Origin of the sequence: Flavobacterium sp. MK4S-17, from assembly GCF_009848495.1 — a bacterium.
Taxonomy (GTDB): Bacteria; Bacteroidota; Bacteroidia; order Flavobacteriales; family Flavobacteriaceae; genus Flavobacterium.
On sequence record NZ_WWEP01000037.1, the window covers coordinates 1 to 26,726 of the forward strand.

Annotated in this window: 24 protein-coding genes; 1 reads left to right on the top strand and 23 read right to left on the bottom strand. The window is 40.8% G+C overall.

Annotation, left to right across the window (positions count from 1 at the left end):
- Positions 1-20: 20 nt before the first annotated feature.
- The 17 genes from GSF09_RS13495 to GSF09_RS13575 all read right to left on the bottom strand — a co-directional run bounded on the left by GSF09_RS13495 (position 21) and on the right by GSF09_RS13575 (position 16,020).
- Positions 21-1,391: an NADH-quinone oxidoreductase subunit N gene (locus GSF09_RS13495; protein WP_159802379.1), complete on the bottom strand. Its 1,371-nt coding sequence runs from the start codon at positions 1,389-1,391 to the stop codon at positions 21-23.
- Between the two features lie 15 nt (positions 1,392-1,406).
- Positions 1,407-2,843 (bottom strand): NuoM family protein, encoded by a 1,437-nt coding sequence (locus GSF09_RS13500; protein ID WP_159802381.1) that lies wholly within the window; start codon positions 2,841-2,843, stop codon positions 1,407-1,409.
- A 10-nt stretch (positions 2,844-2,853) separates the two neighbouring features.
- Positions 2,854-4,734: an NADH-quinone oxidoreductase subunit L gene (gene nuoL, locus GSF09_RS13505; protein WP_159802383.1), complete on the bottom strand. Its 1,881-nt coding sequence runs from the start codon at positions 4,732-4,734 to the stop codon at positions 2,854-2,856.
- 6 nt (positions 4,735-4,740) lie between these two features.
- Positions 4,741-5,061, bottom strand: coding sequence for an NADH-quinone oxidoreductase subunit NuoK (nuoK, locus tag GSF09_RS13510; protein ID WP_159802385.1), 321 nt, complete (start codon positions 5,059-5,061; stop codon positions 4,741-4,743).
- Between the two features lies 1 nt (position 5,062).
- Positions 5,063-5,566: an NADH-quinone oxidoreductase subunit J gene (locus GSF09_RS13515; RefSeq protein ID WP_159802387.1), complete on the bottom strand. Its 504-nt coding sequence runs from the start codon at positions 5,564-5,566 to the stop codon at positions 5,063-5,065.
- Position 5,567: 1 nt separating this feature from the next.
- Positions 5,568-6,113, bottom strand: coding sequence for an NADH-quinone oxidoreductase subunit NuoI (nuoI, locus tag GSF09_RS13520; protein ID WP_159802389.1), 546 nt, complete (start codon positions 6,111-6,113; stop codon positions 5,568-5,570).
- 52 nt (positions 6,114-6,165) lie between these two features.
- Positions 6,166-7,197: an NADH-quinone oxidoreductase subunit NuoH gene (gene nuoH / locus GSF09_RS13525; RefSeq protein ID WP_159802391.1), complete on the bottom strand. Its 1,032-nt coding sequence runs from the start codon at positions 7,195-7,197 to the stop codon at positions 6,166-6,168.
- Between the two features lie 2 nt (positions 7,198-7,199).
- Positions 7,200-8,243: a 2Fe-2S iron-sulfur cluster-binding protein gene (locus GSF09_RS13530; RefSeq protein WP_159802393.1), complete on the bottom strand. Its 1,044-nt coding sequence runs from the start codon at positions 8,241-8,243 to the stop codon at positions 7,200-7,202.
- A gap of 64 nt (positions 8,244-8,307) precedes the next feature.
- On the bottom strand, positions 8,308-9,675 hold the full coding sequence (nuoF, locus tag GSF09_RS13535) for an NADH-quinone oxidoreductase subunit NuoF (RefSeq protein WP_159802395.1): 1,368 nt from the start codon (positions 9,673-9,675) through the stop codon (positions 8,308-8,310).
- Between the two features lie 3 nt (positions 9,676-9,678).
- On the bottom strand, positions 9,679-10,224 hold the full coding sequence (gene nuoE, locus GSF09_RS13540) for an NAD(P)H-dependent oxidoreductase subunit E (RefSeq protein ID WP_159802398.1): 546 nt from the start codon (positions 10,222-10,224) through the stop codon (positions 9,679-9,681).
- Between the two features lie 5 nt (positions 10,225-10,229).
- Positions 10,230-11,465 carry an NADH-quinone oxidoreductase subunit D gene (locus GSF09_RS13545; protein WP_159802400.1) on the bottom strand — a complete coding sequence of 412 codons (1,236 nt, stop codon included), beginning with the start codon at positions 11,463-11,465 and terminating at the stop codon, positions 10,230-10,232.
- An 11-nt stretch (positions 11,466-11,476) separates the two neighbouring features.
- Positions 11,477-12,013, bottom strand: coding sequence for an NADH-quinone oxidoreductase subunit C (locus GSF09_RS13550; RefSeq protein ID WP_159802402.1), 537 nt, complete (start codon positions 12,011-12,013; stop codon positions 11,477-11,479).
- Between the two features lie 6 nt (positions 12,014-12,019).
- Positions 12,020-12,571: an NADH-quinone oxidoreductase subunit B gene (locus GSF09_RS13555; protein WP_159802404.1), complete on the bottom strand. Its 552-nt coding sequence runs from the start codon at positions 12,569-12,571 to the stop codon at positions 12,020-12,022.
- Between the two features lie 64 nt (positions 12,572-12,635).
- The gene (locus GSF09_RS13560) at positions 12,636-13,001 is read right to left on the bottom strand and encodes an NADH-quinone oxidoreductase subunit A (protein ID WP_159802406.1); all 366 of its coding nucleotides are present in this window, start codon (positions 12,999-13,001) and stop codon (positions 12,636-12,638) included.
- A 297-nt stretch (positions 13,002-13,298) separates the two neighbouring features.
- The gene (locus GSF09_RS13565; RefSeq protein ID WP_159802408.1) at positions 13,299-13,499 is read right to left on the bottom strand and encodes a cold-shock protein; all 201 of its coding nucleotides are present in this window, start codon (positions 13,497-13,499) and stop codon (positions 13,299-13,301) included.
- Positions 13,500-13,637: 138 nt separating this feature from the next.
- Entirely contained in the window at positions 13,638-15,389 is a 1,752-nt protein-coding gene (gene aspS / locus GSF09_RS13570) for an aspartate--tRNA ligase (protein WP_159802410.1), read from the bottom strand.
- Positions 15,390-15,465: 76 nt separating this feature from the next.
- Positions 15,466-16,020, bottom strand: a complete 555-nt coding sequence (locus tag GSF09_RS13575; RefSeq protein WP_159802412.1) for a hypothetical protein — start codon at positions 16,018-16,020, stop codon at positions 15,466-15,468.
- 195 nt (positions 16,021-16,215) lie between these two features.
- Here GSF09_RS13575 and GSF09_RS13580 point away from each other — a divergent pair, with 195 nt between their 5' ends.
- Entirely contained in the window at positions 16,216-16,563 is a 348-nt protein-coding gene (locus GSF09_RS13580) for a toxin-antitoxin system YwqK family antitoxin (RefSeq protein ID WP_159802414.1), read from the top strand.
- A gap of 32 nt (positions 16,564-16,595) precedes the next feature.
- On the opposite strand, the gene GSF09_RS13585 is transcribed toward GSF09_RS13580, so the two are convergent.
- From GSF09_RS13585 to GSF09_RS13610, 6 genes are all read right to left on the bottom strand, one after another.
- Entirely contained in the window at positions 16,596-17,711 is a 1,116-nt protein-coding gene (locus GSF09_RS13585; protein WP_159802416.1) for a PepSY domain-containing protein, read from the bottom strand.
- The gene (locus tag GSF09_RS13590) at positions 17,711-20,155 is read right to left on the bottom strand and encodes a TonB-dependent receptor (RefSeq protein ID WP_159802418.1); all 2,445 of its coding nucleotides are present in this window, start codon (positions 20,153-20,155) and stop codon (positions 17,711-17,713) included. Before GSF09_RS13590 ends, GSF09_RS13585 begins: the two co-directional genes overlap by 1 nt.
- A 242-nt stretch (positions 20,156-20,397) precedes the next feature.
- Positions 20,398-23,574 (bottom strand): efflux RND transporter permease subunit, encoded by a 3,177-nt coding sequence (locus GSF09_RS13595; RefSeq protein ID WP_159802420.1) that lies wholly within the window; start codon positions 23,572-23,574, stop codon positions 20,398-20,400.
- A gap of 67 nt (positions 23,575-23,641) precedes the next feature.
- Complete coding sequence (locus tag GSF09_RS13600; RefSeq protein ID WP_159802422.1) at positions 23,642-24,703, bottom strand: efflux RND transporter periplasmic adaptor subunit; 1,062 nt, start codon at positions 24,701-24,703, stop codon at positions 23,642-23,644.
- 7 nt (positions 24,704-24,710) lie between these two features.
- Positions 24,711-26,006 carry a TolC family protein gene (locus GSF09_RS13605; protein ID WP_236564889.1) on the bottom strand — a complete coding sequence of 432 codons (1,296 nt, stop codon included), beginning with the start codon at positions 26,004-26,006 and terminating at the stop codon, positions 24,711-24,713.
- A 101-nt stretch (positions 26,007-26,107) separates the two neighbouring features.
- On the bottom strand, positions 26,108-26,701 hold the full coding sequence (locus GSF09_RS13610) for a TetR/AcrR family transcriptional regulator (protein ID WP_159802426.1): 594 nt from the start codon (positions 26,699-26,701) through the stop codon (positions 26,108-26,110).
- Positions 26,702-26,726 lie beyond the last annotated feature (25 nt).

A 26,726-nucleotide genomic window follows, 5' to 3' on the forward strand; every position in this document is an offset into this window, starting at 1 on the left:
TTTTTTTATTATTTATATTTTTATCGCATAAGGTCGGCAACAAATGATGGATACAGCCCCATGGCAATATTTAAAACAATAGCCAAAACTGCTACAATGCTATACATTACAGGTACATTGCGTTTTTCTCCGGTAGCTTCTTTGCCATACATAGCCAGTATCAGCTTAAAGTAATAGCCCACACTGATTATAGAATTGATAACCGCAACTATAACTATGGCTACATGACCTGTTGCCAGTACTTTTTCAAAAAGGAACATTTTTGCAAAAAATCCTGAAAATATAGGTATTCCCGCCATAGAAAGTAATGAACAGGTAAGCACTGCCGCCATCAGCGGATTAGTTTTTCCTAAACCATTAAAATTGTATATGTGTTCATTCTCGCTTTTTTCGGCAACGAAAAGTATTACTGCAAAGGCTGCAATACCTGCAAACGCATAGGCTGCTGCATAATATAATAATATACCCGAGGTTAAAGGCGGATTAAAAAATACCATCAGCATAAAACCTGCGTGGGATATACCCGAAAAAGCAAGCATACGCTTAACGTTATCCTGGCGTAATGCCATAAGGTTACCCACTGTCATGGAAAGTATGGCTGCAATGCTTATAATAGTCATATAAGTACCCGGCACTTCCTGGTTCATGCTGCGCATCAGCTTAAAGAAAGCAGCCATAGCAGCAACTTTTGCAAGTGTGCTCATGGTTGCGGTAGAAAGGGCAGGGGAGCCTTCGTAAACATCAGGAGCCCAAAAATGAAAAGGCACTGCCGCAATTTTAAACAGCAACCCTATAGTAAGCAATACAATACCTATAAAAAACCATTGGGGTATATTTTGAGATACAACCGCTTCAAAAATAAGTGCAATATCAAATGTTCCCGTAGCACCATATATAAGCGCTATGCCGAAAAGCAATATGCCTGAGGCAAATGCACCCATTAAAAAGTATTTCATACCCGCCTCGTTGCTTTTTACATCTTTAGGCTGGCTGGCTGCCAATACATATAACGATATGGAAAGTATTTCTATGCCCAGAAAGAACATGGCAAGGTTGCCAAAGTTCACCATTGCTACCGCACCGGCTAAAAGAAAAAGCTTTATAGCCACAAAGTCGGAAATCTTTGTTTTATGCTCTTTATGGAAATCAGGGCTTAATGCCACAAGGAATATAGTAAGCAAAATAAAAAGCGCAGAAAAGGAAACCCCATATTTATCAATAACAACCATGTTATTATAAAACGTGGCAGTTGTACCGTAATCAGCCCAATTAAGCCCGAATATTCCAAGAAGGCCAATTATGGTAACCGGTACTATGGCTTTCCTTAGATTGAAAATTTCAGCTACAAGGCATACAATCCCTAATCCTGCAATAGCTATTAATGTATTCATTTCTTATGGACTTAATTATCTGTTTATAAGTAATAAAATTTCCTGTAGGTCAGGAGTAATAAAATCAACAATTGGCTTAGGATATAAACCAAAGAATAAAAGCACGGCTATAATAAGGACAAAAATAAAACCCTCACCAAATTTTATATCGGCAAAAATCTTTACATTCTGTTCCCCAAGCATAACATGCTGAAACATTCTCAGCATATAAAATGCCCCCAGTATAATGGTTGTACCACCCAAAACGGCAAGCCATATATTAGTTTGGGCAAGGCTGTACAGTAATTCAAATTCACCAATAAAGTTAAAGGTTGACGGCAGTGCTACCGATGCCAGCACCAATATCATAAACATGGAAGTAAACTTAGGTGACTGGCTCCTTATACCTCCCATTTCGCTTATCTCCGTTGTATTAAACCTTCGGATAATTATTTCAGCAGCATAAAAAAGCCCTACTACAACAAATCCGTGTGCTATCATTTGGAGGAATGCGCCCCTTAAACCATCCAGTGTAAGTGTATAGGCACCTGCTGCAATTAGCCCCACGTGTGCAAGAGAGGAATAAGCCAGTAGCTTTTTAAGGTCGGCCTGCTTCAGCGCAAGTATAGAACCATATATAACACCAGCTATGCTTAATCCTACAAATACATACATGTACTCTTTTGCCGGTGCAGGAGCAATAGGCAACTGCCACCTTATAATACTGTAAATGGCCATTTTAAGCATTATGCCCGAAAGCAGCATTGTGCCTGCTGTTGGCGCTTTTTGGTACACATTAGCCTGCCATGTATGGAAAGGTATAAGCGGTATTTTAATGGCATAGGCAAGAAAGAACGCAAGGAAAATCCAAAACTGTTCTGTGCCTGTAAATTCAGTCCTGTAAAGGGCAGTATTTAAAAACATGCCCGCTTTGTAATACATGTACACAAAGGCAACAAGCATAAATAATGAGCCTGCAAAAGTGTATATAAAGAATTTAACAACAGCTTTTTTACGGCTTTCATAATCGCCGCCGCCCCATATAAGTGCAATAAAATAAATAGGGATAAGCGAGAGTTCCCAAAATATGTAATACACAAGCCCGTCTGTACTAAGAAAAGTACCTGCCATGGCAAATGCCATAAAAAGAATCAGGGCATAAAACGCACGCGAATTGGCTATTACATTCCTAAAGGTTGATGCTATAATAACAGGCGTTAGTGCTGTGGTTAGCAATACCATTGAGAGCGAAAGCCCATCGGCCTGAAGGCTGAAGAATACACGTGGCGTGCGTATCCATACCTTGGCAAAATTTACCTTTTCGCCAAGATTGTAACGGTATAATATGTAAAGGGTTGCCGCAAAAGCCGCTGTGCCAAATATAAGCGCTGCTTTTGAGGCCCATTTGTTCCCCACGAAATAAGTAGCTGCCGCCCCAAACAATAAGATAATGAGTATAAATGATACGTCCATCAGGTGTAATTTATTTTGCTAAAAATATATAAGCTATTATAGAGCAAATGCCCAGCACAAATACTAAAAGGTAAAAGCCTATGCTTCCGTTCTGTATGGTTTTTCCACTTGTTCCAAGTGCATTGGCAAGCCTGCCAAGCCCAAATATAAATCCGGAAAAAGCAACTTCGGTAACATTGCGGAAAAAGCCTGCAAGCGCATATATAGGTTTAACTATTATTGCACTATATATTTCATCTACATACAGCTTGTTGTATAATATTTTGGTAAAGCCTGTAATTTCGCTGTCCTGTCCCGGCACTGCTGCCTGTTTAATATATTTTACATAGGCAATACCGATACCTATTAGCGCACCGATAACGGCTACCCCCATAAGCATATATTCTGTTGTGCCGAAATGGTGATGCTCTATTTCCCTTGTAAGTACGGGAGCAAGGTATTCATTTAACCAGCTGCTTCCCGGCAGGCTTATAGCACCGCCAACCAATGCCAGTATGGCAAGCACAACCAGAGGGAATGTTATCAGCCCAGGAGATTCATGTAAATGATGTTTTTGTTCTTCAGTTCCCCTGAAATCTTTGTAGAATGTAAGGTATAGCAGGCGGAACATATAAAATGCGGTCATTATTGATGCTACTGAGGCTATTACCCACAGTGCTTTATTATGGTGGAAAGCCGTCATTAATATTTCATCTTTCGAGAAGAAACCTGAAAACGGTGGCAAACCAGATATTGCAAGTGTGGAGATAAGGAAAGTTATAAATGTAACTTTCATAACCTTGCGCAGGCCGCCCATATAGCGCATATCCTGCTCGCCATGCATGGCATGTATTACCGAACCTGAACCAAGGAACAGGCATGCTTTAAAGAAAGCATGTGTTATCACATGAAAAACAGCCACATTATAAGCACCAAGCCCTAATGCAAGGAACATTAACCCAAGCTGTGATACTGTTGAATAGGCAAGCACTTTCTTAATGTCATTTTGTACCAGCCCTATGGATGCAGCAATTAATGAGGTTACCACACCTACAATTGCAATAATATTCTGTACATCGGGTGTAAGGTCAAACAGGAAGTTCATCCTTGTTATCATAAATATACCTGCAGTTACCATGGTTGCTGCGTGTATCAGTGCAGAAACTGGCGTTGGCCCTGCCATTGCATCGGGCAGCCATGTGTAAAGCGGTATCTGTGCACTTTTACCACAGGCACCAATAAACAGGCATAACGTTGCCACGCCCACCCACATCATATCTATCTCAGCACCGGATGTTACCGCACTTTTAATTACATTATAATCAAGGCTGTGGAAAAGGTAACCAATAATAAATATACCGATAAGGAAACCAAGGTCGCCAATACGGTTCATAATGAAAGCCTTTTTTGCGGCATCGTTATAATCCTGGTTTTTATACCAAAATCCTATTAGTAAGTAGGAACATAAACCAACGCCTTCCCAGCCGATAAACATTATAAGCAGATTGCTGCCCATTACCAGCGTTATCATAAAAAAGACAAAGAGGTTAAGGTAGGCAAAAAATTTGTGCAGGTTTTCATCATCATGCATATAGCTGATGGAATATATATGGATAAGCGTACCGATACCGGTTACAAACATTAGCCATAAAAGGGAAAGCTGGTCCAGCTGGAAAGCAAAATTAACCTTAAAGTTGGCAAGTGTCATCCATTCAAAAAGGTCAACCATTACCGCGTTTCCGGTATTATTAACCTGCAAAAAGAAAAACAGCGTTACGGCAAATGATACCGCAACAGCCAGCGAACCGATTGTTCCCGAAAGGTTACGGCTAAGCTTTTTACCTGTAAAAATATTTATTAAAAACCCTGCAAAGGGCGCTAAGAGTAGTAGTAATGCCAAATTAGTTTCCATTAGGCGTTATCCTTTTAATTTCTTTAAACTGTCAATATCAATATTCGTTACGTTCCTGTACACTGCTACAAGTATGGCAAGCCCAACGGCTACCTCGGCAGCAGCTACAGCCATAGAGAAGAATACAAAAACCTGCCCTGCAGCATCCTGGTGGTAGGTTGAAAAAGCAACCAAAAGCAGGTTAACGGCATTAAGCATAATTTCTACAGACATAAACATAACTATGGCATTCCTCCTGTAAAGCACACCAAATGCGCCCACACAAAAAAGCAATGTGGAAAGGTAAATGTAGTTTTCTATACCTATTTGCTGAAGTATATTTTCCATATTAATTATTGATGTGTTCTTTTTTAGATAATAATACAGCACCTATCATAGAGACAAGCAGCAGTATGGAGGCAAACTCAAAAGGTACCATATAATCGTTAAGCAATACCTGCCCTAATACTTTGATGGACTGGTAATCCTGCCCCGAAACTTTATAACTTTCTATAACAGGCTGTGATTTTATAAAGGTTGCCAATATAACAAGGCCCAAAAGCCCAAAAGCAACCACTGCAGCCAACCTTGAAAGCAGTGTTTTATTTTTTTCGTCTTCCTTATTCAGGTTCATGAGCATTATGGTGAAAAGCATAAGGATCATAATAGCGCCCGAATATACAATTATATGCACTATACCCAAAAACTGCGCGTTAAACATAAAGTAATGCCCCGCTATAGAGAAAAAGCAAAGTACAAGGTAAATAGCACTGTGTATAGGGTTTTTACTGAAAATAGTTAAAAATGCAGTAGCAAGTGTAATGGCCGAGAGAATGTAAAATAATGTCAGCATACTAGTTTGCCATTTGAGGTTTAGTATTATTTATAGCCATTTCAAGAGGCATAAGCAGTTTTTCCTTCCCATAAATAAAATCTTCCCTGTTGCTTTGCGATTTTACCATAACCCTTGATTTAGTAAGGTATATAGCCTGCTTAGGGCAAGCCTCTTCACATAGTCCGCAAAAAATGCAGCGAAGCATATTTATTTCATAAATTGAAGCATACTTTTCCTCCCTGTAAAGGTGTTTCTCCTCAGGTTTCCTTTCGTCGGCCTTCATGGTTATTGCCTCGGCAGGGCAGGAGAGTGCGCATAACCCGCACGCAGTGCAGCGTTCCCTTCCTTCCTCATCGCGCATCAGCATGTGCTGCCCCCTGTAAACAGGGCTTAATGGCCTTGTTTCTTCAGGGTATTTAATAGTTACCTTCCTTTTAAAAAGGTGGCGGATGGTTATCATCAGCCCTTTAAATATCGCAACAAGGTAAAGGCTTTCCCAAAAATTCATCTTTTTGTTGGAAACCTCTTTCTTTCTTCCCGATAATGATATGGTTTCTATTGACATTTTTATTATTATTTCCTGTCTGCTCTACAGGTATTCCTAATTTATTTTACGGCTACTCTACTAATAGCATTATTACTCCCGTAACAATTATATTGGCTATAGAAAGCGGTATAAGCACTTTCCACCCCAGGCGCATAAGCTGGTCGTAGCGGAACCTTGGTATTGTCCAGCGCACCCACATATAAAAGAATATGAAGAAACATATTTTTATAAACAGCACCGCTATACCTATAATGTTGGCAGGGTTTACACCCCAGTTAGCTTCAACCCAGTCCATGCCCGGATAATTGTAAGCACCAAAATATAATACAGCCAGTATGGTAGATGAAATAAACATGCTTGCATATTCAGCAAACAGGTAAAAGCCCATTTTCATGGATGAGTACTCCGTATGGTAGCCACCTATAAGTTCAGCCTCACACTCTGCAAGGTCAAACGGTGTACGGTTGGTTTCGGCAAACGAACATACCAGGAATATAAGGAACCCTACAGGCTGGTAAAATACATTCCAGTTCATGCCGCTTTGCTGTGCTGCAATTTCACGAAGGCTTAATGTGCCGCTCATCATGATAATTGCAATTATAGAAAGCCCCATCGCTACTTCATAAGAAATCATTTGCGAAGAAGCACGCATGGCGCTCATAAGCGAGAACTTGTTATTGGAAGCCCAACCGCCTATCATAATACCATAAACACCTACAGATATTACACCGAAAACATATAATAAGGCTACATCTATATCTGTTGCCTGTAGTATAACCTCACGGCCAAATATTTCCAGTTTATCTCCCCACGGGATAACAGCACTTGTCATTAAAGCGGTGCTCATTGATATGGCAGGGCCTACTATAAAGAGGAATTTATTAGGTGTGTTAGGGAAAAACTCTTCTTTGGAGAAAAGCTTTAAACCGTCAGCCAAAGGCTGTAAAATACCACCTTTCCCCGCACGGTTTGGGCCTACACGGTCCTGAAGCCACGCTGCAATTTTACGTTCGGCAAGGGTTTCATACATTGCAAAAAGCATGGTAATGGCAAAAATCACCACTATAAAAATGCCTTTTTCTATTATTATTGCTGAATCCATAATTATACGTTACCTTCTTTAAATGCTTCTTTTTCGTCCTTTTTAAGCGGAATGGCCTGCATGCTTATTTTCCTACGGTCTTTCTCCCGGCCTAAAAGTATTTGTTTTTCAGTTTCTATAACCACAGGCTTAATCTGCCTTGTGTAGTTGTTTTGGTTTATAACCGAATCTTTTTCAAACTTACGAGGGCCTTCTATTACCCAGTCTTCCACATTTTTATGCTCAAAGCGGCATTCGTTGCAAATAAATTCCTCTACCTCATGGTATTCGTCTTTGCGTGCCGTTACCCTTTGTATTTCGTTACCAAACATCCAAAGCGTGGTTTTTCCGCAGCATTTATCGCAATTCCTGTGTGCATTATACGGCTTATTGAACCATACCCTTTGTTTAAAGCGGAAAGTTTTGTCGGTAAGCGCACCTACAGGGCACACATCTATCATATTGCCTGAGAATTCATTATCAATAGCTTTGGATATGCAGGTTGATATTTGTGCGTGGTCGCCCCTGTTAATAACACCATGTACCCTGCCGTCAGTCAACTGGTCAGCAGTCATAACACAGCGGTAGCACAAAATACAGCGGTTCATGTGCAATTGTATCTTGTCGCCTATGTTTTCAGGTTCAAAAGTCCTTTTTTCTTCTATATAACGGGTATTGGCAGAGCCATGCTTAAAACTCAGGTTTTGCAGGTCGCACTCTCCGGCCTGGTCGCACACGGGGCAATCAAGCGGGTGGTTTATCAAAAGGAATTCTGTTACCGACTTCCTTGCATCCAGTACCCTTTCAGAAGTGATGCTTTTTACTTCCATGCCGTCCATAACGCCTGTAACGCACGATGCCATAAGTTTTGGCATTGGCCTTGGGTCGGCCTCGCTGCCTTTACTCACTTCCACAAGGCAGCAACGGCATTTGCCCCCGCTCCCTTTCAGCTTGGAGTAGTAGCACATTGCCGGCGGAACAGACTCTCCGCCAATCATTCGTGCAGCCTGCAGGATGGTAGTCCCAGGTTCTACATTTATTTCCTGTCCGTCTATTGTTACTTTCATATTTTTAGCCCTTAACCCCCATCGGGAGAATTATTTAGGTTAAATATTATTTCTGTTTATGCCTTTACACCTCTTGTTTTGCAACTAAATGCCTTACTTTTTCAAAAGGTTCAGCTACAAAATGGTCGCGGTTTTTAACTTTTTCCGGGAAACGAACGTGGTATTCAAACTCTTCCCTGAAATGGCGTATGGCAGCGGCCACGGGCCACGCTGCGGCATCACCCAGCGGGCAGATGGTATTCCCTTCAATTTTTTTCTGTATATCCCAAAGCAGGTCAATATCTTCTTCACGGCCGTGCCCGTTTTCTATGCGGTGCAATACTTTTTCCAGCCAGCCTGTACCCTCGCGGCACGGCGAGCACTGCCCGCAGCTTTCATGATGGTAAAACCTTGAAAAATTCCATGTGTTACGCACAATGCAGGCGGTATCATTATATACAATAAACCCACCTGAGCCAAGCATTGAACCTGATGCAAAGCCACCTTCACTTAAAGACTCATAAGACATAACCCTGTCGGCGCCTTCGGCTGTTTTATAGATAAGGTGCGCCGGCAGGATTGGCACCGAAGAACCCCCCGGAACCAAAGCCTTTAAAGGCCTGTCATCCATCATACCGCCAAGATATTCATCAGAATTCATAAATTCATCCACACCAAGGCCAAGCTCTATTTCATAAACTCCCGGATTTTTACAATGCCCGGAAGCTGATATCAATTTTGTACCTGTTGAGCGCCCAATACCTATTTTGGCATATTCAGCACCTGTATTGTTTACTATCCATGGCACAGCGGAAATCGACTCCACATTATTTACCACTGTAGGATTTGCCCAAAGCCCGCTTACAGCAGGAAACGGAGGCTTTATCCTTGGGTTGCCCCTTTTGCCTTCAAGGGATTCTATAAGAGCGGTTTCCTCACCGCAAATATATGCACCTGCACCGCAATGCACATGAAGGTCAAGGTCATAACCTGTGCCTAATATATTTTTACCAAGCCATCCTGCGGCATAGGCTTCTTTTATTGCGTTTTCAAGTATGCGGTAAACCCACATATATTCGCCACGTATATAGATGTAAGATAAATTACACCCTAAAGCATAGCTGGAAGTAATCATTCCCTCAATTAAAAGGTGGGGAATGTATTCCATAAGGTAGCGGTCTTTAAACGTACCCGGTTCAGATTCGTCAGCATTGCAAACCAGGTGGCGCGGCTTTCCTGATTTTTTATCAATAAAGCTCCACTTCATACCCGTTGGGAAGCCTGCACCACCACGGCCACGAAGCCCTGAGGTTTTTACTTCTTCCACCACTTCATCGGGAGTCATTGATTTTAATGCTTTTTCAACAGAAGCATAACCGCCCATTTTGCGATATACTTCATACGTTTTTATACCCGGAACATTTGCGTGTTCTAATAATATTTTCCTTCCCATCTGTTACTCGGTATATTGATCCTGTTTATGCAGCTGCACTTTTCCTGCCCTGCAGTCTTCAATCAGTTGGTCAATCTTTTCTTTAGTCAGGTTCTCCCTGTAATAATCGCCTATTTGCAGCATTGGTGCATAGCCGCATGCTCCCAAACACTCTACGCCTACTACTGTAAACATGCCATCAGGTGTAGTTTCTCCCTCTTTTATTCCCAGCTTTTCGCAGGTATATTCCATAAGGCTTTCCGCACCGCGAATAGCACAGCAGGAAGTCCTGCAAAACTCAAACATATACTTGCCAATAGGCTTTTGGTTGAACATGGTGTAAAATGAAATCACCTCATATACTTCTATCGGTTGTATTTCAAGTATTTCGGCTACCTTATCCATAAGCTCAATGCTCAGCCAGTTATCATGCGCGTCCTGTACTTCATGAAGCACGGGCAGCAAAGCACTTTTCTTTTTATCGGCAGGGTAGTGGCTCAGCAGCTCGTTAATGCGTGCTGTAAGCTTCTCATCTATATTTATAACCTGTTTGTCGTGAGTAAATTCCATAATCTTTAAGCATCTAATTCGCCTGCAATTACATTCAGGCTTGATAATGTTGCAATAGCGTCTGACAGCATCTGGCCTTTAATCATATCATTAAACGCCTGGTAATATATAAAGCATGGCCTGCGGAAGTGCAGCCTGAACGGTGTACGGCTCCCATCTGTAATAAGGTAAAAGCCAAGTTCTCCATTACCGCCCTCTACAGGGTGATACACTTCTGTTTTTGGTACAGGCACTTCTCCCATCACTATTTTAAAGTGGTAAATAAGTGCCTCCATGTTATTGTAAACTTCTTCTTTAGGTGGAAGGTAATAATCCGGTACATCGGCATGGTATGGGCCTTCAGGCATTTTATCCAGTGCCTGGCGGATAATTTTAAGACTTTCCCAAACCTCGGCATTGCGTACGCAAAACCTGTCATAAGTATCGCCTGATTTACCTACCGGTATATCAAATTCAAAATCTTCATAGGAGCTGTAAGGCTGCATAACGCGGATATCATAATCTATACCCGCAGCACGCAAGTTTGGCCCTGTAAAACCATAGCTAATTGCCTTTTCGGCAGAGATAGGCCCAACATTTATAGTGCGGTCCATAAAAATCCTGTTGCGCATAAGCAGTTTTTCAAACTCTTCCCACACGGCAGGAAACTCCTCAAGGAAAGCATCTAATTTGCGGAAAGCTTCAGGGCTCCAGTCCCTTTCAAAGCCACCGATACGCCCCATGTTTGTAGTAAGGCGTGCCCCGCATATTTCCTCATATATCTCGTATATTTTTTCCCTGAACTGGAATACATATAAAAAGCCGGTTAACGCACCTGTATCAACACCCAATACCGAGTTGCATATTATGTGGTCGGCAATACGGGCAAGCTCCATTACAATAACCCTTAAATATTGTGCCCTTTTAGGTACTTCAATATCCAACGCCTTTTCAATCGTCATCCACCAGCCCATATTGTTGATTGGGGCAGAGCAGTAGTTCATTCTGTCCGTTAGCGGGGTTATCTGGTAAAACGGCCTGTTTTCGGCTATTTTTTCAAATGCCCGGTGAATGTAGCCCACAGTGCCTTCGCCATCCAGTACCCTTTCGCCATCCATGAGCAGTATATTCTGGAAAATACCATGCGTGGCCGGGTGTGTGGGGCCCAGGTTAAGTATTGAAAGCTCGCTGCCATCTTCATTTTTCCTCTGTTCAATCAGCTTGGCATAGCGGTGCTCCGGTGGTAATAACAGGTCTGACATTTTATAAAAAATTATTCCTGGTTAATTTTTGCATTATCTGTTGTTCGGCCAAAGAAACGGTCGTCTTTATCAGTCCTTCCGCCATCTTCCATAGGAAACTCTTTGCGCATGGGGAAAGAAACCATTTCATCCATATTCAGTATCCTTTTCAGTTGCGGATGGCCCTTAAATATAATACCGTAAAAGTCGTATGTTTCCCTTTCCTGCCAGTTGGCTCCTAAAAAGAGGTTAGTGGCAGAATCTATTTCAGGGTTTTCACCGTTAAGGAAAGCCTTAAAGCGTATGCGCACATTATCTACCCAGTTGTGCATATGGTACACTACTGCAAACTGCCTTTCGGTTTCGTTATCAGGATAGTGTACACCACAAATATCTGTAAGAAAGTTAAAGCGCAGTGTAGCATCTTCCTTTAAAAAACGCATTACATCATTTGCAGATGCTGCTTCAACCTCAAATGAAAAAATATCTTTTATCTGAATAAACCCGGTTACGTTGTTTCCGAATTTTTCTGTAAGCTTGTCCTGTATAACAGATGTTTCTAAAGCCATATAGTATTATGAAATATTATAAGAAGCCAATAGTTCTTTATATTCAGGCGAATTCCTTCTCCTAACCGATTCGTTTTTCACTATGTCCTGCAACCTTAGGATACCGTCCAGTATCTGCTCCGGCCTTGGCGGGCACCCCGGCACATAAACGTCAACCGGAATTACCTTGTCTATTCCCTGCAGTACGGAGTAGGTGTCAAAAACACCGCCTGAACAGGCACAGGCGCCAACTGATATTACCCAGCGCGGCTCGCTCATCTGTTCATACACCTGCCTTAATATAGGAGCCATTTTTTTGGCAATAGTACCCATAACCAAAAGCATATCGGCCTGGCGCGGGGAAAAACTCATACGCTCGGAGCCGAAACGTGCCACATCATAATGCGAGGCCATAGTTGCCATAAATTCTATACCGCAGCATGAAGTTGCAAAAGGCAAAGGCCAAAGCGAGTTGGCACGGGCAAGGCCCACAACCGTATCCAGCTTGGTGGCAAAAAAGCCGTTCCCTTCATAACCCTGCGGGGTTTCAACTAATTTTATATCTGTTGAGTCGCTCATTTTAATTTAATTTTGATTATCAGTTTAATACTGTGCAAAAAGCATACCTAATAACCCGTTTTATTTATTCCCACTCCAGGCCTTTCTTTTTCATAACATAAAAAAAGCCAACTACCAGCAAAAGCATGAATATTCCCATTTTCCACAGCCCCTCAAATCCCATTTCGCGGAAATTAACAGCCCATGGATACATGAATATTACCTCTACATCAAATAACACAAACAATATGGCAACAAGGAAATATTTAACCGAGAAGGGTATGCGTGCATTACCTATGGACTCTATACCACACTCAAAGTTTTTATCCTTATTTACAGAATGCCTTTTAGGGCCAAGCAAATTTGATATTGCAATTGTTCCTGCTACAAACCCAACGGCTAAAACCATCTGCATGATTATTGGGAAATAATCTACCTGAGTAGTCTGCATAATAGCTAAATTTTTAATAAATAATTCACAAATATACATGTCCTGCCTGAAACAAAAACAACGTTTTTTAAAGCACTTGGTTTATTTGTCCTAATTTTTATTTAGAACGAATAAAAATTATTTTTAACCAAAAATCAACACTTATTAAATTAATGAGAAAAAGGTTTAAACGTTAAATAAATAGCTGAAATATATCTTCTTATTTATTAATTAATATGACAATATAACAAAAACAGCAAAAGGCTGCCCAATGGCAGCCTTTTGCTTTAATCTTTAAGCGGTAATATAATGTATATATTAATTTTCTAAAGATACTACCTGAGCAGCTACTTTGCCTTTTCTTCCTTCTTCTTCTTCGTAGCTTACTTTGTCGCCTTCGCGAAGATCTGCGGTTTTAATTCCCGTAGCGTGTACGAAAATGTCATTTCCTGTTTCATCATCTGTTATGAATCCGTAACCTTTAGATTCAATAAAAAATTTAATTTTGCCTGTTCGCATTATGTAAAAAAAATAATTAGTAATACACCAAAGATAGTGTTTATTACGAAACTGCAAATTATTATTTCAAAAAAAAGTTAAAAATTTTAAAATAGTTGAACTGCTTTATTTTTTTATTAAAAAATTTTAAATTTAATTTTATGTAATTTTCAGTTTAATATGCAGTTCATTAAGCTGTGCATCATCAATAGCCGAGGGTGCATCAATCATAACATCACGCCCTGAATTATTTTTTGGGAATGCTATAAAGTCGCGGATGGTTTCCTGCCCGCCCAGTATGGCAACCAGCCTGTCAAAACCAAAAGCAAGCCCCCCATGCGGCGGTGCACCATATTGAAAGGCATCCATAAGGAAGCCAAATTGCGCTTTGGCCTGCTCTTCTGTAAACCCTAAATATTTAAACATTAACTGTTGTGTGGCTTTGTCATGTATTCTTATAGAGCCGCCACCTATTTCATTACCATTCAATACAAGGTCATAAGCATTAGCCCTCACACTGCCAGGGTCAGTTTCCAAAAGCGGTATGTCATTAGGCTTTGGTGAAGTGAATGGGTGGTGCATGGCATGGTATCGTTGCGTTTCTTCGTCCCATTCCAGCAAAGGAAAATCTACTACCCATAAAGGTGCAAATTCATCAGGCTTGCGCAGCCCCATTCTTGTTGCCAGTTCCATGCGCAATGCGCTAAGGCGTGTGCGTGTTTTAAATGCATCGCCAGATAAAACCAGTATTAGGTCGCCCGGCTGTGCATTTGTGGCCTGTGCCCAGTTTTTAAGGTCTTCCGGGCTATAAAACTTATCTACAGATGATTTTAATGAGCCATCAATATCATATTTTACATATACCATACCGCTGGCACCTACCTGCGGGCGTTTAACCCAGTCAATAAGTTCATCTATCTGTTTCCTGGTATAGGAAGCGGCGCCGGGCACTGCTATACCTACAACAAGTTCTGAATTATTAAAAACCGCAAAATCTTTATGTTGTGCTACTTCGTTCAATTCGCCAAATTCCATACCGAAGCGGATATCCGGTTTGTCGTTACCATAGCGTTTCATGGCTTCATCATAGGTCATGCGCGGAAAAGCACCTGTTTCTATACCTTTAAGTTCTTTAAGCAGGTGGCGGGTTAGCCCCTCAAAGGTTTGTATAATATCTTCCTGCTCAACAAATGCCATTTCGCAGTCTATTTGTGTAAATTCCGGCTGCCTGTCTGCGCGAAGGTCTTCATCGCGGAAACATTTTACAATCTGGAAGTATTTATCCATACCGCCTACCATAAGCAGTTGCTTAAAGGTTTGCGGCGATTGCGGCAGAGCATAAAACTGTCCTTCATTCATGCGGCTTGGAACCACAAAGTCGCGTGCGCCTTCGGGTGTTGATTTTATAAGTACCGGGGTTTCTACTTCTACAAATCCCTGTGCCGAAAGATAATTTCTTACTTCCATGGCAACCTTATGGCGAAATAACAGGCTGTTTTTAACCGGGTTGCGGCGAATGTCAAGATACCTGTATTTCATCCTGATATCCTCACCACCGTCGGTTTCATCCTCAATGGTAAACGGAGGTATGATAGATGCGTTTAATATAGTAAGTTCTTTTACCAGTATTTCTATTTCTCCGGTTGGCATATTCGGGTTTTTGCTTTCGCGTTCTATAACCGTACCTTTTACCTGAATTACAAATTCACGGCCCAGTGTTTCTGCCAGTTCAAATACATCTTTTTGTGTACGCTCTTCATCAAATATAAGCTGCGTTACTCCGTAGCGGTCCCTAAGGTCTGCCCAAATAAGAAAACCTTTGTTACGTGTTTTTTGCACCCATCCTGCTAAAGTTACTTCCTGGTTAATATGCGATGCATTAAGTTCACCGCAATTATGGCTTCTGTACATTGTATTTGAATTTGGGTGCAAATTTATAACTAATTACCAATTTATAAACAGGAATTGGCGGTAATACCAAATAATATTACCTTATGCTTTTATCGGCTTCCTTAAATGAGGTGATTATATCTTCCATCTGCTTTTCATTTTTTTCCTTCCTGTCTTTAGTTGTCCAGGTCATTACCTGATAGAAGTTTTTCTTTCCCTCCAAAAAAGCAAACTTCCAATATATGCCAAAACCGGATGACGAGCCTTCAATTGTAGTCCTTCGCGCATTAAGCCCGTTGATTTTAGTATCCTGAAACCCGGAAGTGGTATCTATGGTTACTGATGGGTCAATGCCATTTATAACCAGTTGCGAATAGCCTTCCAGGTCCGGCTTATAAACGTCATATAAAGAGTATGCCGATATAATAGAGTCAAATGATTTTTTTGTTTCATCTATAACTATAACATACATCTCTTTAGAAGCATCCTGATATTGCAGCGATGCATCTTCATTAAGCCCTTTTGCCTGTTTCATAGATTCAGGCACGGTTAAGGCATATTTACCATCTATAGTAATTGTTTGCGTTTTATCATTGTTACACGCTATTACTGCCCACATTGCTATTATAAATAAGAATTTGGCTTTTTTCATTATGATTTGGTATTTAACGATGGCAATTTACAATATTAACATTACCTGTATTGTAAATAATGTTTGTTTTTGCAATTATATATCAGCCTAATGTTAAATCTTTATTCAATGTTACCAAATTGTTAAGTTAACATGTCTTTTGTGTAAATAAATCATTATATTCGTATAAGAAATAAATTTAAAACACAAACTGATATGAAAAAGATTATTATTGCCGGATTGCTGCTATCAGCAGGTGTGTTATCAGCCCAGGAAGTAAAACCAAAATATGAAGTGGCAAACCAATTGGTAAAAGCTACCTACTATCATGATAACGGAACTGTAAAACAGGAAGGCTTTTATAAAGATGGGAAACTGCATGGAAAATGGATTTCTTATAACGAAAACGGAACCAAGCAGGCTATGGGTGAATATGTAGATGGAGAAAAAAGCGGTAAATGGTTTTTTTGGAATAATACAACCCTTACTGAAGTAGATTACAGTGACAGCAGGATAGCTGAAGTAAAAAAATGGTCGAAAGATGCAGTTGTATTAAATAAGTAAATACAACTTTAAGTACAATAAAAAAGGCTGCACTATACTGCAGCCTTTTTTATTTTTGGTTTTTTGTTTTTGCGCCCCCACCAAATTATAAATCCGGTTACGGGTAATGCTGCGGCAAAAAGGCTCGCTATAAAAGCAATAATTTTACCTGTAAGGCCAAAATACTGCCCAGTATGCAAACCGTAAGCCATTTCCTGAAACTTCATACCCGGGCTTTTACCCTCATACAGTTGCTTTTTAAGCATTTTTCCTGTGGCTGGGTGAAAGTACATATTAGATTGATGGTCAAAAATAAGCGGTACCGGATACGCACCAGCAACTATGGCACTTTTATCATCAGGCTTCCAAACAAAAAACATTTCATCATCTGGCTTAGCCTTTACAATTCCGGCAAATGCCATATCAAGTGCAGGCATACTGCCCTGTGCAACGGCAGTAGTATCTACTATTGGTGTTTCTTTTTCTTCTTCATAACTCTTGCCCAAGTTGCCAGCAAGATACATTCCTTCATGCATCCATTCATAAGAAAAGGATAAGCCTGTTACGGCAATGGCAAAAGCTGCCAGCGATATATAAAAGCCCGATACATTATGGAGGTCATAATTTACACGGCGCCACTTGGCGTTCCATTTTACCCTGAGCCTGTCTTTTAAATGCTTTCTTTTTTTAGGCCACCATTGTATAATACCGCTTACAAGCAGCAAAACAAAAATAATAGTACTTATGCCTACCACCTGCCTGCCTATGGCTTCGGGAAGCAGCAGGTGCATATGTATTTCCTCTACAATGGTAAAAAACTCTTTGGTGCGGTCTTCCCTGTATAGAAATTCGCCGGAGTATGGATTAAAATAGTTGAAGAAATAGCTTTCTTTTTCTGATTGTATAACCATTGCAGGACGGTCTTTTCCTGCATAAAATACCATTTGTTCCTCTCCGCCGGGAAAAAGTTCCCTGCTTTTTTTATGCAGTACCGATGGCATTACAAAAGGCTTGTTTTCCTTTTCTACCATCCGCCATGAATACAACGCATCCTTAATTTCATCCTGAAAGCAAAATATACAACCGGTAATACTCACTATAAACACAATTAGCCCGGATATTAACCCGAGCCATTTGTGTATAAAGCGTACTTTGTTTTTAAGCCCCATTAAAATTTATAGGTTAGGCTGCCCATAAAAGTTCTTGGCGCCTGCACATTAATAGTTGTATAACCGTTAAAGTATAGTTCATCGGTAAGGTTATTAACCTTTAAGGCTATCCTGTACTTTGGTTTGTCATAAAATAATGATGCATTAAATACAGTGTAGGATGGCAAGACAAATTTTTCAACATTTCCTGTTGCATTACCGCCTGCATCCAAAACATTTGAATTGTATATAGGGCTTTCACTGCCATAGTTTCCTCCAAAGCCCACGCCAAGGCCATCTATTGTTTCGGCCGGAAACCTGTAGCTCACCCAAAAGTTGGCAAGGTTTTTTGGCCCTGCTGTAGTTGGTCTTAGGCCTTCAACATCAGCCGATGCTTTTTCCAGTTTACTGTCATTATAAGCATAACCTGCAATAATATTAAGACCCGGTATTGGGTTAGCAGTAATTTCAGCTTCAAAGCCTGTGCTTTTTTGCGAGCCATCCTGTACAGAATTGTTAAACCCTACAGACCTTACCACATCTTTTACCTTAATATTATAATAGCTTACAGTTGCGCCAAGCTTGTTCTTTAGGGCATTCAGCTTGATACCGGCTTCAAACTGGTTGGCACGTTCCGGTTTAAATGTTTCCCCATTCAGGCTCGGGTCAGATGTTCCGGCATTAGGGTTAAGCTGATTTTTAAAGCTGTTTTGGTAATTGGCAAATACTGATACTTCATCCTGTACTACCTGGTAAACCAAACCAAATTTAGGCGACCATGCATTTTGCGAATAGGCTCCTGTGGTGGTATCGGTTGCAGCATTATAATTTCCCTTGTTTTCAAAATTATCAAAACGGATACCCGCAGAAACAATCAGCCTTGAAGTAAGGTTAAGCACATCGTTAATGTAAACACTGTGCGAAGTAAAGTTTGTCCTGGAAGTGTTTACGCTGGTAGAGCTGTTTAGCAAATCCTGAATGGTGTTTTGGTTAAAATCGTTATAATTTGCAATATCACCACTGTAATTAACTACGTCATATTCCCAGCCACCGCCCGGCAGGTAGGTAATATTGGTATATCCTTTTGTATAATAAATATCACCACCTATAACAACACGGTTCCTCATGTTGCCGATTTTAAAATCGCCGCTGAAATTTTGCTGGAATTCAATAGCATTGGATGAGCCAGAAAAGCCCCATGCGTTACGCGACATTTCATTACCGGGGCGAAGGTAGAACCATACGCCCGGCCCGTTAGCCTCGTTATTTGCCGATGTAATGATAGACTGTGATGCCCAGCTGTCAGATATTTTATAGTTAACCGTACCAAATATATTGCGGCTTCTTGTTTTTGTTATAAAGTCGCTTCCCAATAGCGAACGCTTAAAATTATAGTCTAAATCCTCAGCATTATTTATGCCGATTGATGAAGGGGTTTGTGTATAATCCAGGTAGATAAGATGAAGCCCGGTAGCATCCTGGCTAAAAAACTCGGCCTCAAGTGTTGCGCTCAGCCTGTCACTGAAAATATATGTAAATGATGGTGCTACAAAAAAGCTCTTGTTCATTCCATAGTCCTGGAAAGTTTCACTTTTAGCGGTGGCTGCATTTAACCTGAACAGTGCAGTCCTCTCCGTATTAAGCGGAGTGTTTACATCTACTGTAGCGCGGTTAAACCCATAGCTTCCTGTCTGGTAGCTAACCTCGCCGCCAAATGTTGCAAAAGGTTTTTTAGTTACACGGTTAATAAGACCTCCGTATGAGGTAAGGATGCTGCCGAATAGTGTGGCCGAAGGGCCTTTTATTGCCTCTATGGTTTCAATATTAGCCACATCATTATTCGCTATTACCGTTCCTGCAATTCCATTTCTTAACTGTGCCTGCGTAACAAATCCACGTGATGCAAAGTAGGAGCCACCATCGCCCGCACGGCCTGTAGAGCCCCATAACTGGTACAACCCGGGTACATTTTTTAAGGCATCATCCTGGTTTGTAATCAATTGGTCGGCAATAAGTTCTTTAGTAACTACATTATAAACCTGTGCATTTTCAAGACTTTTTAAAGGCATTCTGGAAGCTGTGCTGCTCTCCTGTTTTTTATAGCGGTTTTTCTCACCTTCAATAATAACTTCCTTCAATTGCTCTGCACTTTCAGAAAGCACAACATCCTGGTTGGAAGTTTCACCTGCCTTAACTGTTATTTCCTTCTCAACAGTCATAATACCTACTGCAGAAATGCGTAATGTATAAGTATCAGGCTTAATGTTTTTTATTTCATAATATCCCTGGTCATTACTTACAGTGCTGTAAGATGAACCTTTTAACCCAACATTAATATTAGCGGCAGGGGTATTATCATTTAAGGTAATTTTACCGCTTATGCTGCCTCTTTCCTGTGCCCATGCAAATAGTGTGGTAAGCATAAGCAGGCAGGTAAACAGTTTTTTAGTAGCTCTGTTTTTCATTTTATTTAGTCAATGATTATTTACGGGCGCAAAATTAAGCCCCCCAAAGTTAACAGGCAAATTGTTTTTAATTATTCTAAATAAAAAAGAGTTGCGGCAGTAAAATTTTGTTTTATTCAGTAATATTGGCTTAACATTATATCCTCTGCTGTTATAATGCAAAAACAGTATAACAATTGTCAGCAGTAAAATAAAAAAGCCTCCATATTGGAGGCTTTTTTATCGTTGGTATTTAATATAAATTAATGCTTTGCGGTAAATCCATCTTCGCTAAGCTCCCTGTGCTCATAATCAGCAACCATTTCGGCAGCATAATCTGTTTTCTCTTTTTTAGAGAATCGTGCTATCAGGCTATCGAATATAGAATATACAACCGGCACAATAATAAGCGTAAGGAATAAGGAACTTATAAGACCCCCTATAATAACCCATGCAAGGCCATTGTTCATTTCGGCAGCACCACCTTTGGCAAGTGCAATAGGTATCATACCAAAAACCATTGCAATGGTTGTCATCAATATAGGGCGCAAACGTGCATGGTTAGCCTGAACAAGTGCATTAAAGGTATTCTCGCCTTCTGCTTTCCTGTGGTTGGTAAAATCCACCAGAAGGATAGCGTTTTTACACACAAGTCCAATAAGCATTATAATACCCAGTATTGTAAATATATTAAGCGAGTTATTGGTTAAAGCCAGTGCTATAAGTGCCCCAATGAATGACAGCGGTACTGAAAACAATACCACAAACGGATATACAAAACTGTCATACAGTGCTACCATTACAAGATAAACCAGGATAATGGCAGCAAGTAAGGCTATACCCAGTGTACCAAAACCTTCGGCCTGGTTTTCCATATCACCACCCCAAACATAGTTTACACCGGCAGGCCTGTCTATTTCAGAAAATTTAGCTTCCCAGTCGCCGGCTACATCACCCGCCGGGCGGCCAATGGTTTGCGCCTGTATGGTAACAGATGCACTTTTATCACGCCTTTCCAGCAATGACGGGCCGGAACCTTCAGTAACCGTGGCGAATTGCGATAATTTTATTTGCTCGCCCATACTATTTATAAAAGTAAGGTTGCGAACATCATTAATATTGCTGCGGTCATATTCGCCAAAACGTATGTTAATGTCATATTCATATTGGCCTGCCCTGAATTTACCATCGGTATTACCATTAAAGGCCGTCTGCATGGTTAAACCTACCGTTTGAAGGTTAAGCCCCAGTGAAGCCATTTTATCGCGGTCTACCTGAACGTTAACTTCCGGGCTTCCTGATTCGGATGTTAATTTTATCTCTGTAGCACCAGGCACAGTAGCCAGTTCTGCCGCTGCCTTGTTGGCAAAATCCATTGCGCTTTCCAGGTCGTTCCCGGTTACGGTAAGGGCTAACGGGGCTTCATCTGCACCACCCATAATACTTACAGGAACGGTTTTAATTTTAGCGCCAACCAGTATTTTTTCAAGTTCACGTTTGGTTTTGGCCGCATATACAAAGGAATTATCTTCTCTTTCTTCCCTGTCTGTAAGTGTTACGGTAATCTCCGATTTATACACTGTGGTTTGCGCTCCGGCAAAGCCCTCGCTGGTTTGTCCCACAGTGGTTAAAAGGCTTTTTACCTCTTTTTTCTTGCTCAGGAATTTCTCCGCTTCCTGTGTAATAAAATTGGTTTGTTCCAATGAGGCATCCTTTGGAAGCTCAAGCTGTACCATGAACTGGCCCCTGTCAAGCTTAGGGAAAAACTCACCGCCTATAAAGCCCGCGCCCACAAGTGCAACGGATCCGAAGAACATAAGCACTACAACCAGGAGGCTTATAATTTTATTTTTCCTTGAGCCTAAAGACCATTTAAGGATATCGGTTACCCAGTGTGTAAAGTTGTCAAGGCCTCTCTCAAATCCTAAAATTATACGGCCGAAAAATGTTTTATTAGTTACGTGTTCCAGCTTACCAAAGCGTGAAGACAGCCATGGTATTAAAGTGAATGAAGAAAGCAGCGAAAGCAATGTTGCTATTACCACAACCACACAAAACTGGGTAATAATATTACTTACAAGCCCGCTACTCATGGCAATAGGAAGGAATACCACAACTATTACCAGAGTAATTGCCGATACGGTAAACCCAATTTCGCGTGTACCATCATAAGCGGCACGCACACGGTTTTTGCCCATTTCCATGTGGCGGTAAATATTTTCCAGTACCACAATGGCATCATCCACAAGGATACCCACCACAAGCGAAAGCCCTAATAAGCTCATCAGGTTCAGGGTGTAATCCATTAAATACACGCCTATAAAAGTAGCTATAAGCGATGCAGGGATGGACACCATTACTATAAGGGAGTTCCTTATACTGTGAAGGAAGAAAAGCATTACAAATGCCACAAGGAATACAGCAATAAATAAGTCATGTATTACAGCGTCGGCAGCTATAAGGGTAAATTCAGAGGTGTCATTTGCAACCTGTAGCTTTAAGCCTTCTTTTTTATAATCGTTTTCTATCTTTTTTACTATAGCCTGTACATCTTCGCTTACCTGTACCGCATTGGCATCGGTTTGCTTGGTAATCTGCAAGGCAATGGCACTTTGCATATCTACCCTCGAAATCTTTTCGGCCTCTTTTTGGTCGTCCTGCACATCTGCTATTTCGCCCAAACGCACCTGGATACCGTTTTTGGAAGATATCACCAAGTTACGCATTTCCTCTACAGAACGGTATTTTCCTGAAAGGCGTACCAGCATACTGTTCTCCCTTGTTTTTACACTACCGGTAGGGAAGTCAAGGTTAGACGACAGTACTGCATTTTGTACTTCGGGTATGCTGATTCCATACCCCTTCATTTTTTCCTCGTCAAGGTTTACCTGTATCTCCCTTTCCTGGCCACCTACTATGGTAACCTGTGCCACGCCGTTTACACGCGCAAGTATAGGTTCAATCTTTTTATCCAAAAGGTCATAAAAAGCAATTTCATCCATATTTGCAGTGGCTCCCAGCGTAATTACAGGTAGGTCGCTTAGCGAGAATTTTACAAGTGCCGGGGGGTCGGCATCTTCCGGTAAATCTTTTTCTATGGCATTTATTTTACGTTGTGCATCGTTAAGCGAGTAGTCGGCATCAGCTTCAGGCTCCAGTGTAACCATTACCAGAGAAAGGCTTTCGTATGATTTGGATTCCACCTTTTTTACCAACTCCAATGATGATACCGCATCTTCTATTTTCTTGGTTACCGTATTTTCTATCTCACCCGGAGATGCACCCGGATATACAGTAGAAATGGTAATAACATTCATTTCAAATTTAGGGATAAGCTCATAGCTCAGGTTGCTGTAGCTAAAGATACCCCCAAGGGTGAGTATGATGAACAACACTATAATAAGCGTTGGCCGTTTTATTGATATTTCTGCTATTTTCATGTTATTGTTATTAAAAAGTTTAAGGTTTAAAAATGCAAAGCCATCCAGGCTTTACAGGCTTAAACTTTTATTTTATAGGTGTTACTTTAGTACTGTCCTGTAGGTTTATCTGTCCGCTTACCACAACAATATCACCTTCGTTAAGGCCTTTAACTACTTCAACCTTTTCCCCTAAAATACGCCCAGATACAATTTTTTTAAGGTATGCAATGCTGTCTTTTACTACAAAAACCTGGTTGTTGCCCACACCGCCTACAAATGCCTTTCTTGAAATAGCCATGATAGGCTCCTGTTTTGCTTTACCGGAATTGAATATGGCACTGCCATACATACCTGCCTTAAGCTCATTGCCCGGGTTGTTTGCAATTTCCACCTCTACAGGGAAGTTAAGCGAGGCATCAGCTTTAGGGGCAATAAATGTTATTTTGCCATCAAACTCCTTGTCAGGAAACACACTTGCCGTAACTTTTACAGGGCTTCCTATTTTTAGGGTGGTTACCTGCTGTTCGTTTACCGTTACCTTTAATTTAAGTGTGGAAACGTTTACCAGTTCAAATAAAACCGTACCCGGAGAAACAACAGAGCCCGGTTCTATATTACGCTTGTTCACTATACCGTTTATGCTCGATTTAATGCTGGCATCGCCATAGTTAATCTGGGCCTGGTCCAGTCTTGCCTTGGCATTTACAAGGTTAAGCTTTGCCTGGTCCAACTGCTGCCTTGTTACACCGCCTGTTTTAAAGGCATTTTCATATCGCTGGCTGTCAGCAAGTGCAGTCTGGTAGGCTGCCTTTGCATTTTGAAGTTCAATAGAAAGCTGGTCGCCTTTAATTACGGCAAGTGTCTGCCCTTTCTTCACCATATCACCTTCATCTACCAATACCCTTACAACACGTCCTGAGTTTTCGGCAGGAAATTCCAGTTGCTGCGAAGGTTCAAAAGTACCATTGGCAATATAATCAAGATTGGGTACTTCGGTCTTTACAGTGTCAATACGCACAGCTACCGACGCATTTTTCTTGGAAACAAGTGAAGTTTCAGCTTCATTTTTCTCCTTGTTTTTCATTAATATAAATGCGCCAAAGCCAAGTACTGCCACACCTATTATTATGTATACTATTTTTTTCATTGCTTTATTAGTTTGTTAAAGTTTTTAATTCGCCTTTTGCTTTTATTAGTTGTACTTCTGCCAGTTTAAAATCAAGCAGGGCAGAGTTATAGTTATTTTGAGCTTCTATGTATGAGTTTTCAGCATCCAGTAAATCTGTAAGTGTAGCCAGGCCGTTTTGGTAATTGTTTTGGGTATTATCTAAAACCTCCTGCGCCAGCTTTACATTTTCGCGCTGGTTTTTAATGGTAATAAGGCTGTTGTTTATTTGGGTTTTGGCATTTTCAAAAGCAAGGTTTAATGATAGCTGGGTATCTTTTAAGTCTTCCTCTGCTTCTTTAATGTCTATTTCTGCCTGCCTTACCCTGGAGCGTGTACCAAAACCATTAAATATGGGTATGTTAAGGTTTACTGCTATAGCTGAAAAGTCTGACCAGTAAACCCCATCCGAAGGTTTTGCAAACCATGGCAGTTCAGGGCCCTGTCCTATATAATTATAACCCGCAGTTAATGAAAGGGTAGGGTAATAAGCAGCTACTATTGATTTTCTTTGATAGTCAAGCAGTTCCTGCTGCTTTTTTAATAGCTGGTATTCTGTCCTTTGTGTAACATCCGGAGTATCACTAAGTGCCAGGGGCGTTACCTCAAATTCAGTTTCGGGTAATGTTATAGGGGTTTCTATTGGCATTCCCATGTAAAATTTAAGCGCATTTTCCTGCAGCTGCACTGCGTTTATCAGCTGCTGGCGCTGTGTGTTGATGTTAGACAGGTTAACATTCATACGGTCAAGGTCTATTTTGCGTGCCAGCCCGTTATCATACTGTCCCTGTATAATATTCCTTACCTTTTCGGTATTCGCATAAGTACTGTCTAATACCGATAGCTTTTGGCGCTGCACATATACCTGGTAATAATTATTGGCTACACGCTCAATAACTTCTTCTTCTGTTAGCTGGGCGTTTATAATATAAAATTCGCGGGTGCTCTTTGCTGCCTTAAGACCTGTAAAAACCGACTGGTCAAAAAGGTTTTGTGTTAAGTTTAACCCGGCGGTAGATGTCCATTCCTGGCCCAGTGGCGCAAGTATGGTAGTGCCTTCAGGCTGGCCGAAAAACTGCCCCGGTAATGCATTTAACTGCAATATGGGGTTGTAGGTAAGGTTGCCGTTGGCTGTAATAGTTGGCAGTGCACGCGCGCGCACTTCTTCTATCTGGTAATTGCTGTTTTCTACAGCAAGCTTAGCCTTTACGGCATCAGCCTTATTTTCAAGCGCGTAATTAATAGCATCTTTAAGCGTTAGCTCCTGTGCTACCTGTGCCTGCATGGAGCTGCTTAAAAGCACTATTAAAAAAGCAATACCGTTAAGGTAAATGCTTTTAAGTTTAAGGGTAATGTTCATGTTAACTGTATTTATTGATGGATGATTTAGTGAATAAAAAGTGTTTTAAGTATAATGTCTTTTCTTTCTTCCAGTAGCTTGTCATACTGTTCTTTGGTAAAGCCCATAGTTTCCTGAAATAACGGGCGCATGGAAACAGGGAATGATGTAAGCGAGGCAAAGTTTAGGACAAACTGTTCCGGCCTCATTTTATTAATATTGCCTTTATCCATTTCCAGCCCTATCTCCAGGTAAAACTTATCTAAAAGCGTATTCATTGCTTCTTTATCCTTGTAGCAGCTTCCCTGGTTCATCTGTGTAACCATGTATATTTCCAGGTATGGGTATTTTTTTGTCTGCTCAAAGAAAATATCCAGGTGGCGGCTTACCTTTTCTTTTAAAGGTAAATCAGAGTCTACTATAATTTTTGTAAGCCTGAACTCTTCTTCCTGTGCTTCTTCAAACACCTTTTGGAACAACATGTCACGCGACCTGAAATAATAATTTATTAGTGTGCGGTTAACCCCTGCTGCATCGGCTATCTCCTGCGTTGTGGCATTAAATCGGCCTTCCCCAAAAAATATTTTTTTGGCAGTATCTTTTATTAAGGCTTCTGTATCTATTTCTATTTTAGCTGACATTTTTGTTTAACTTTTTTGTTTGACA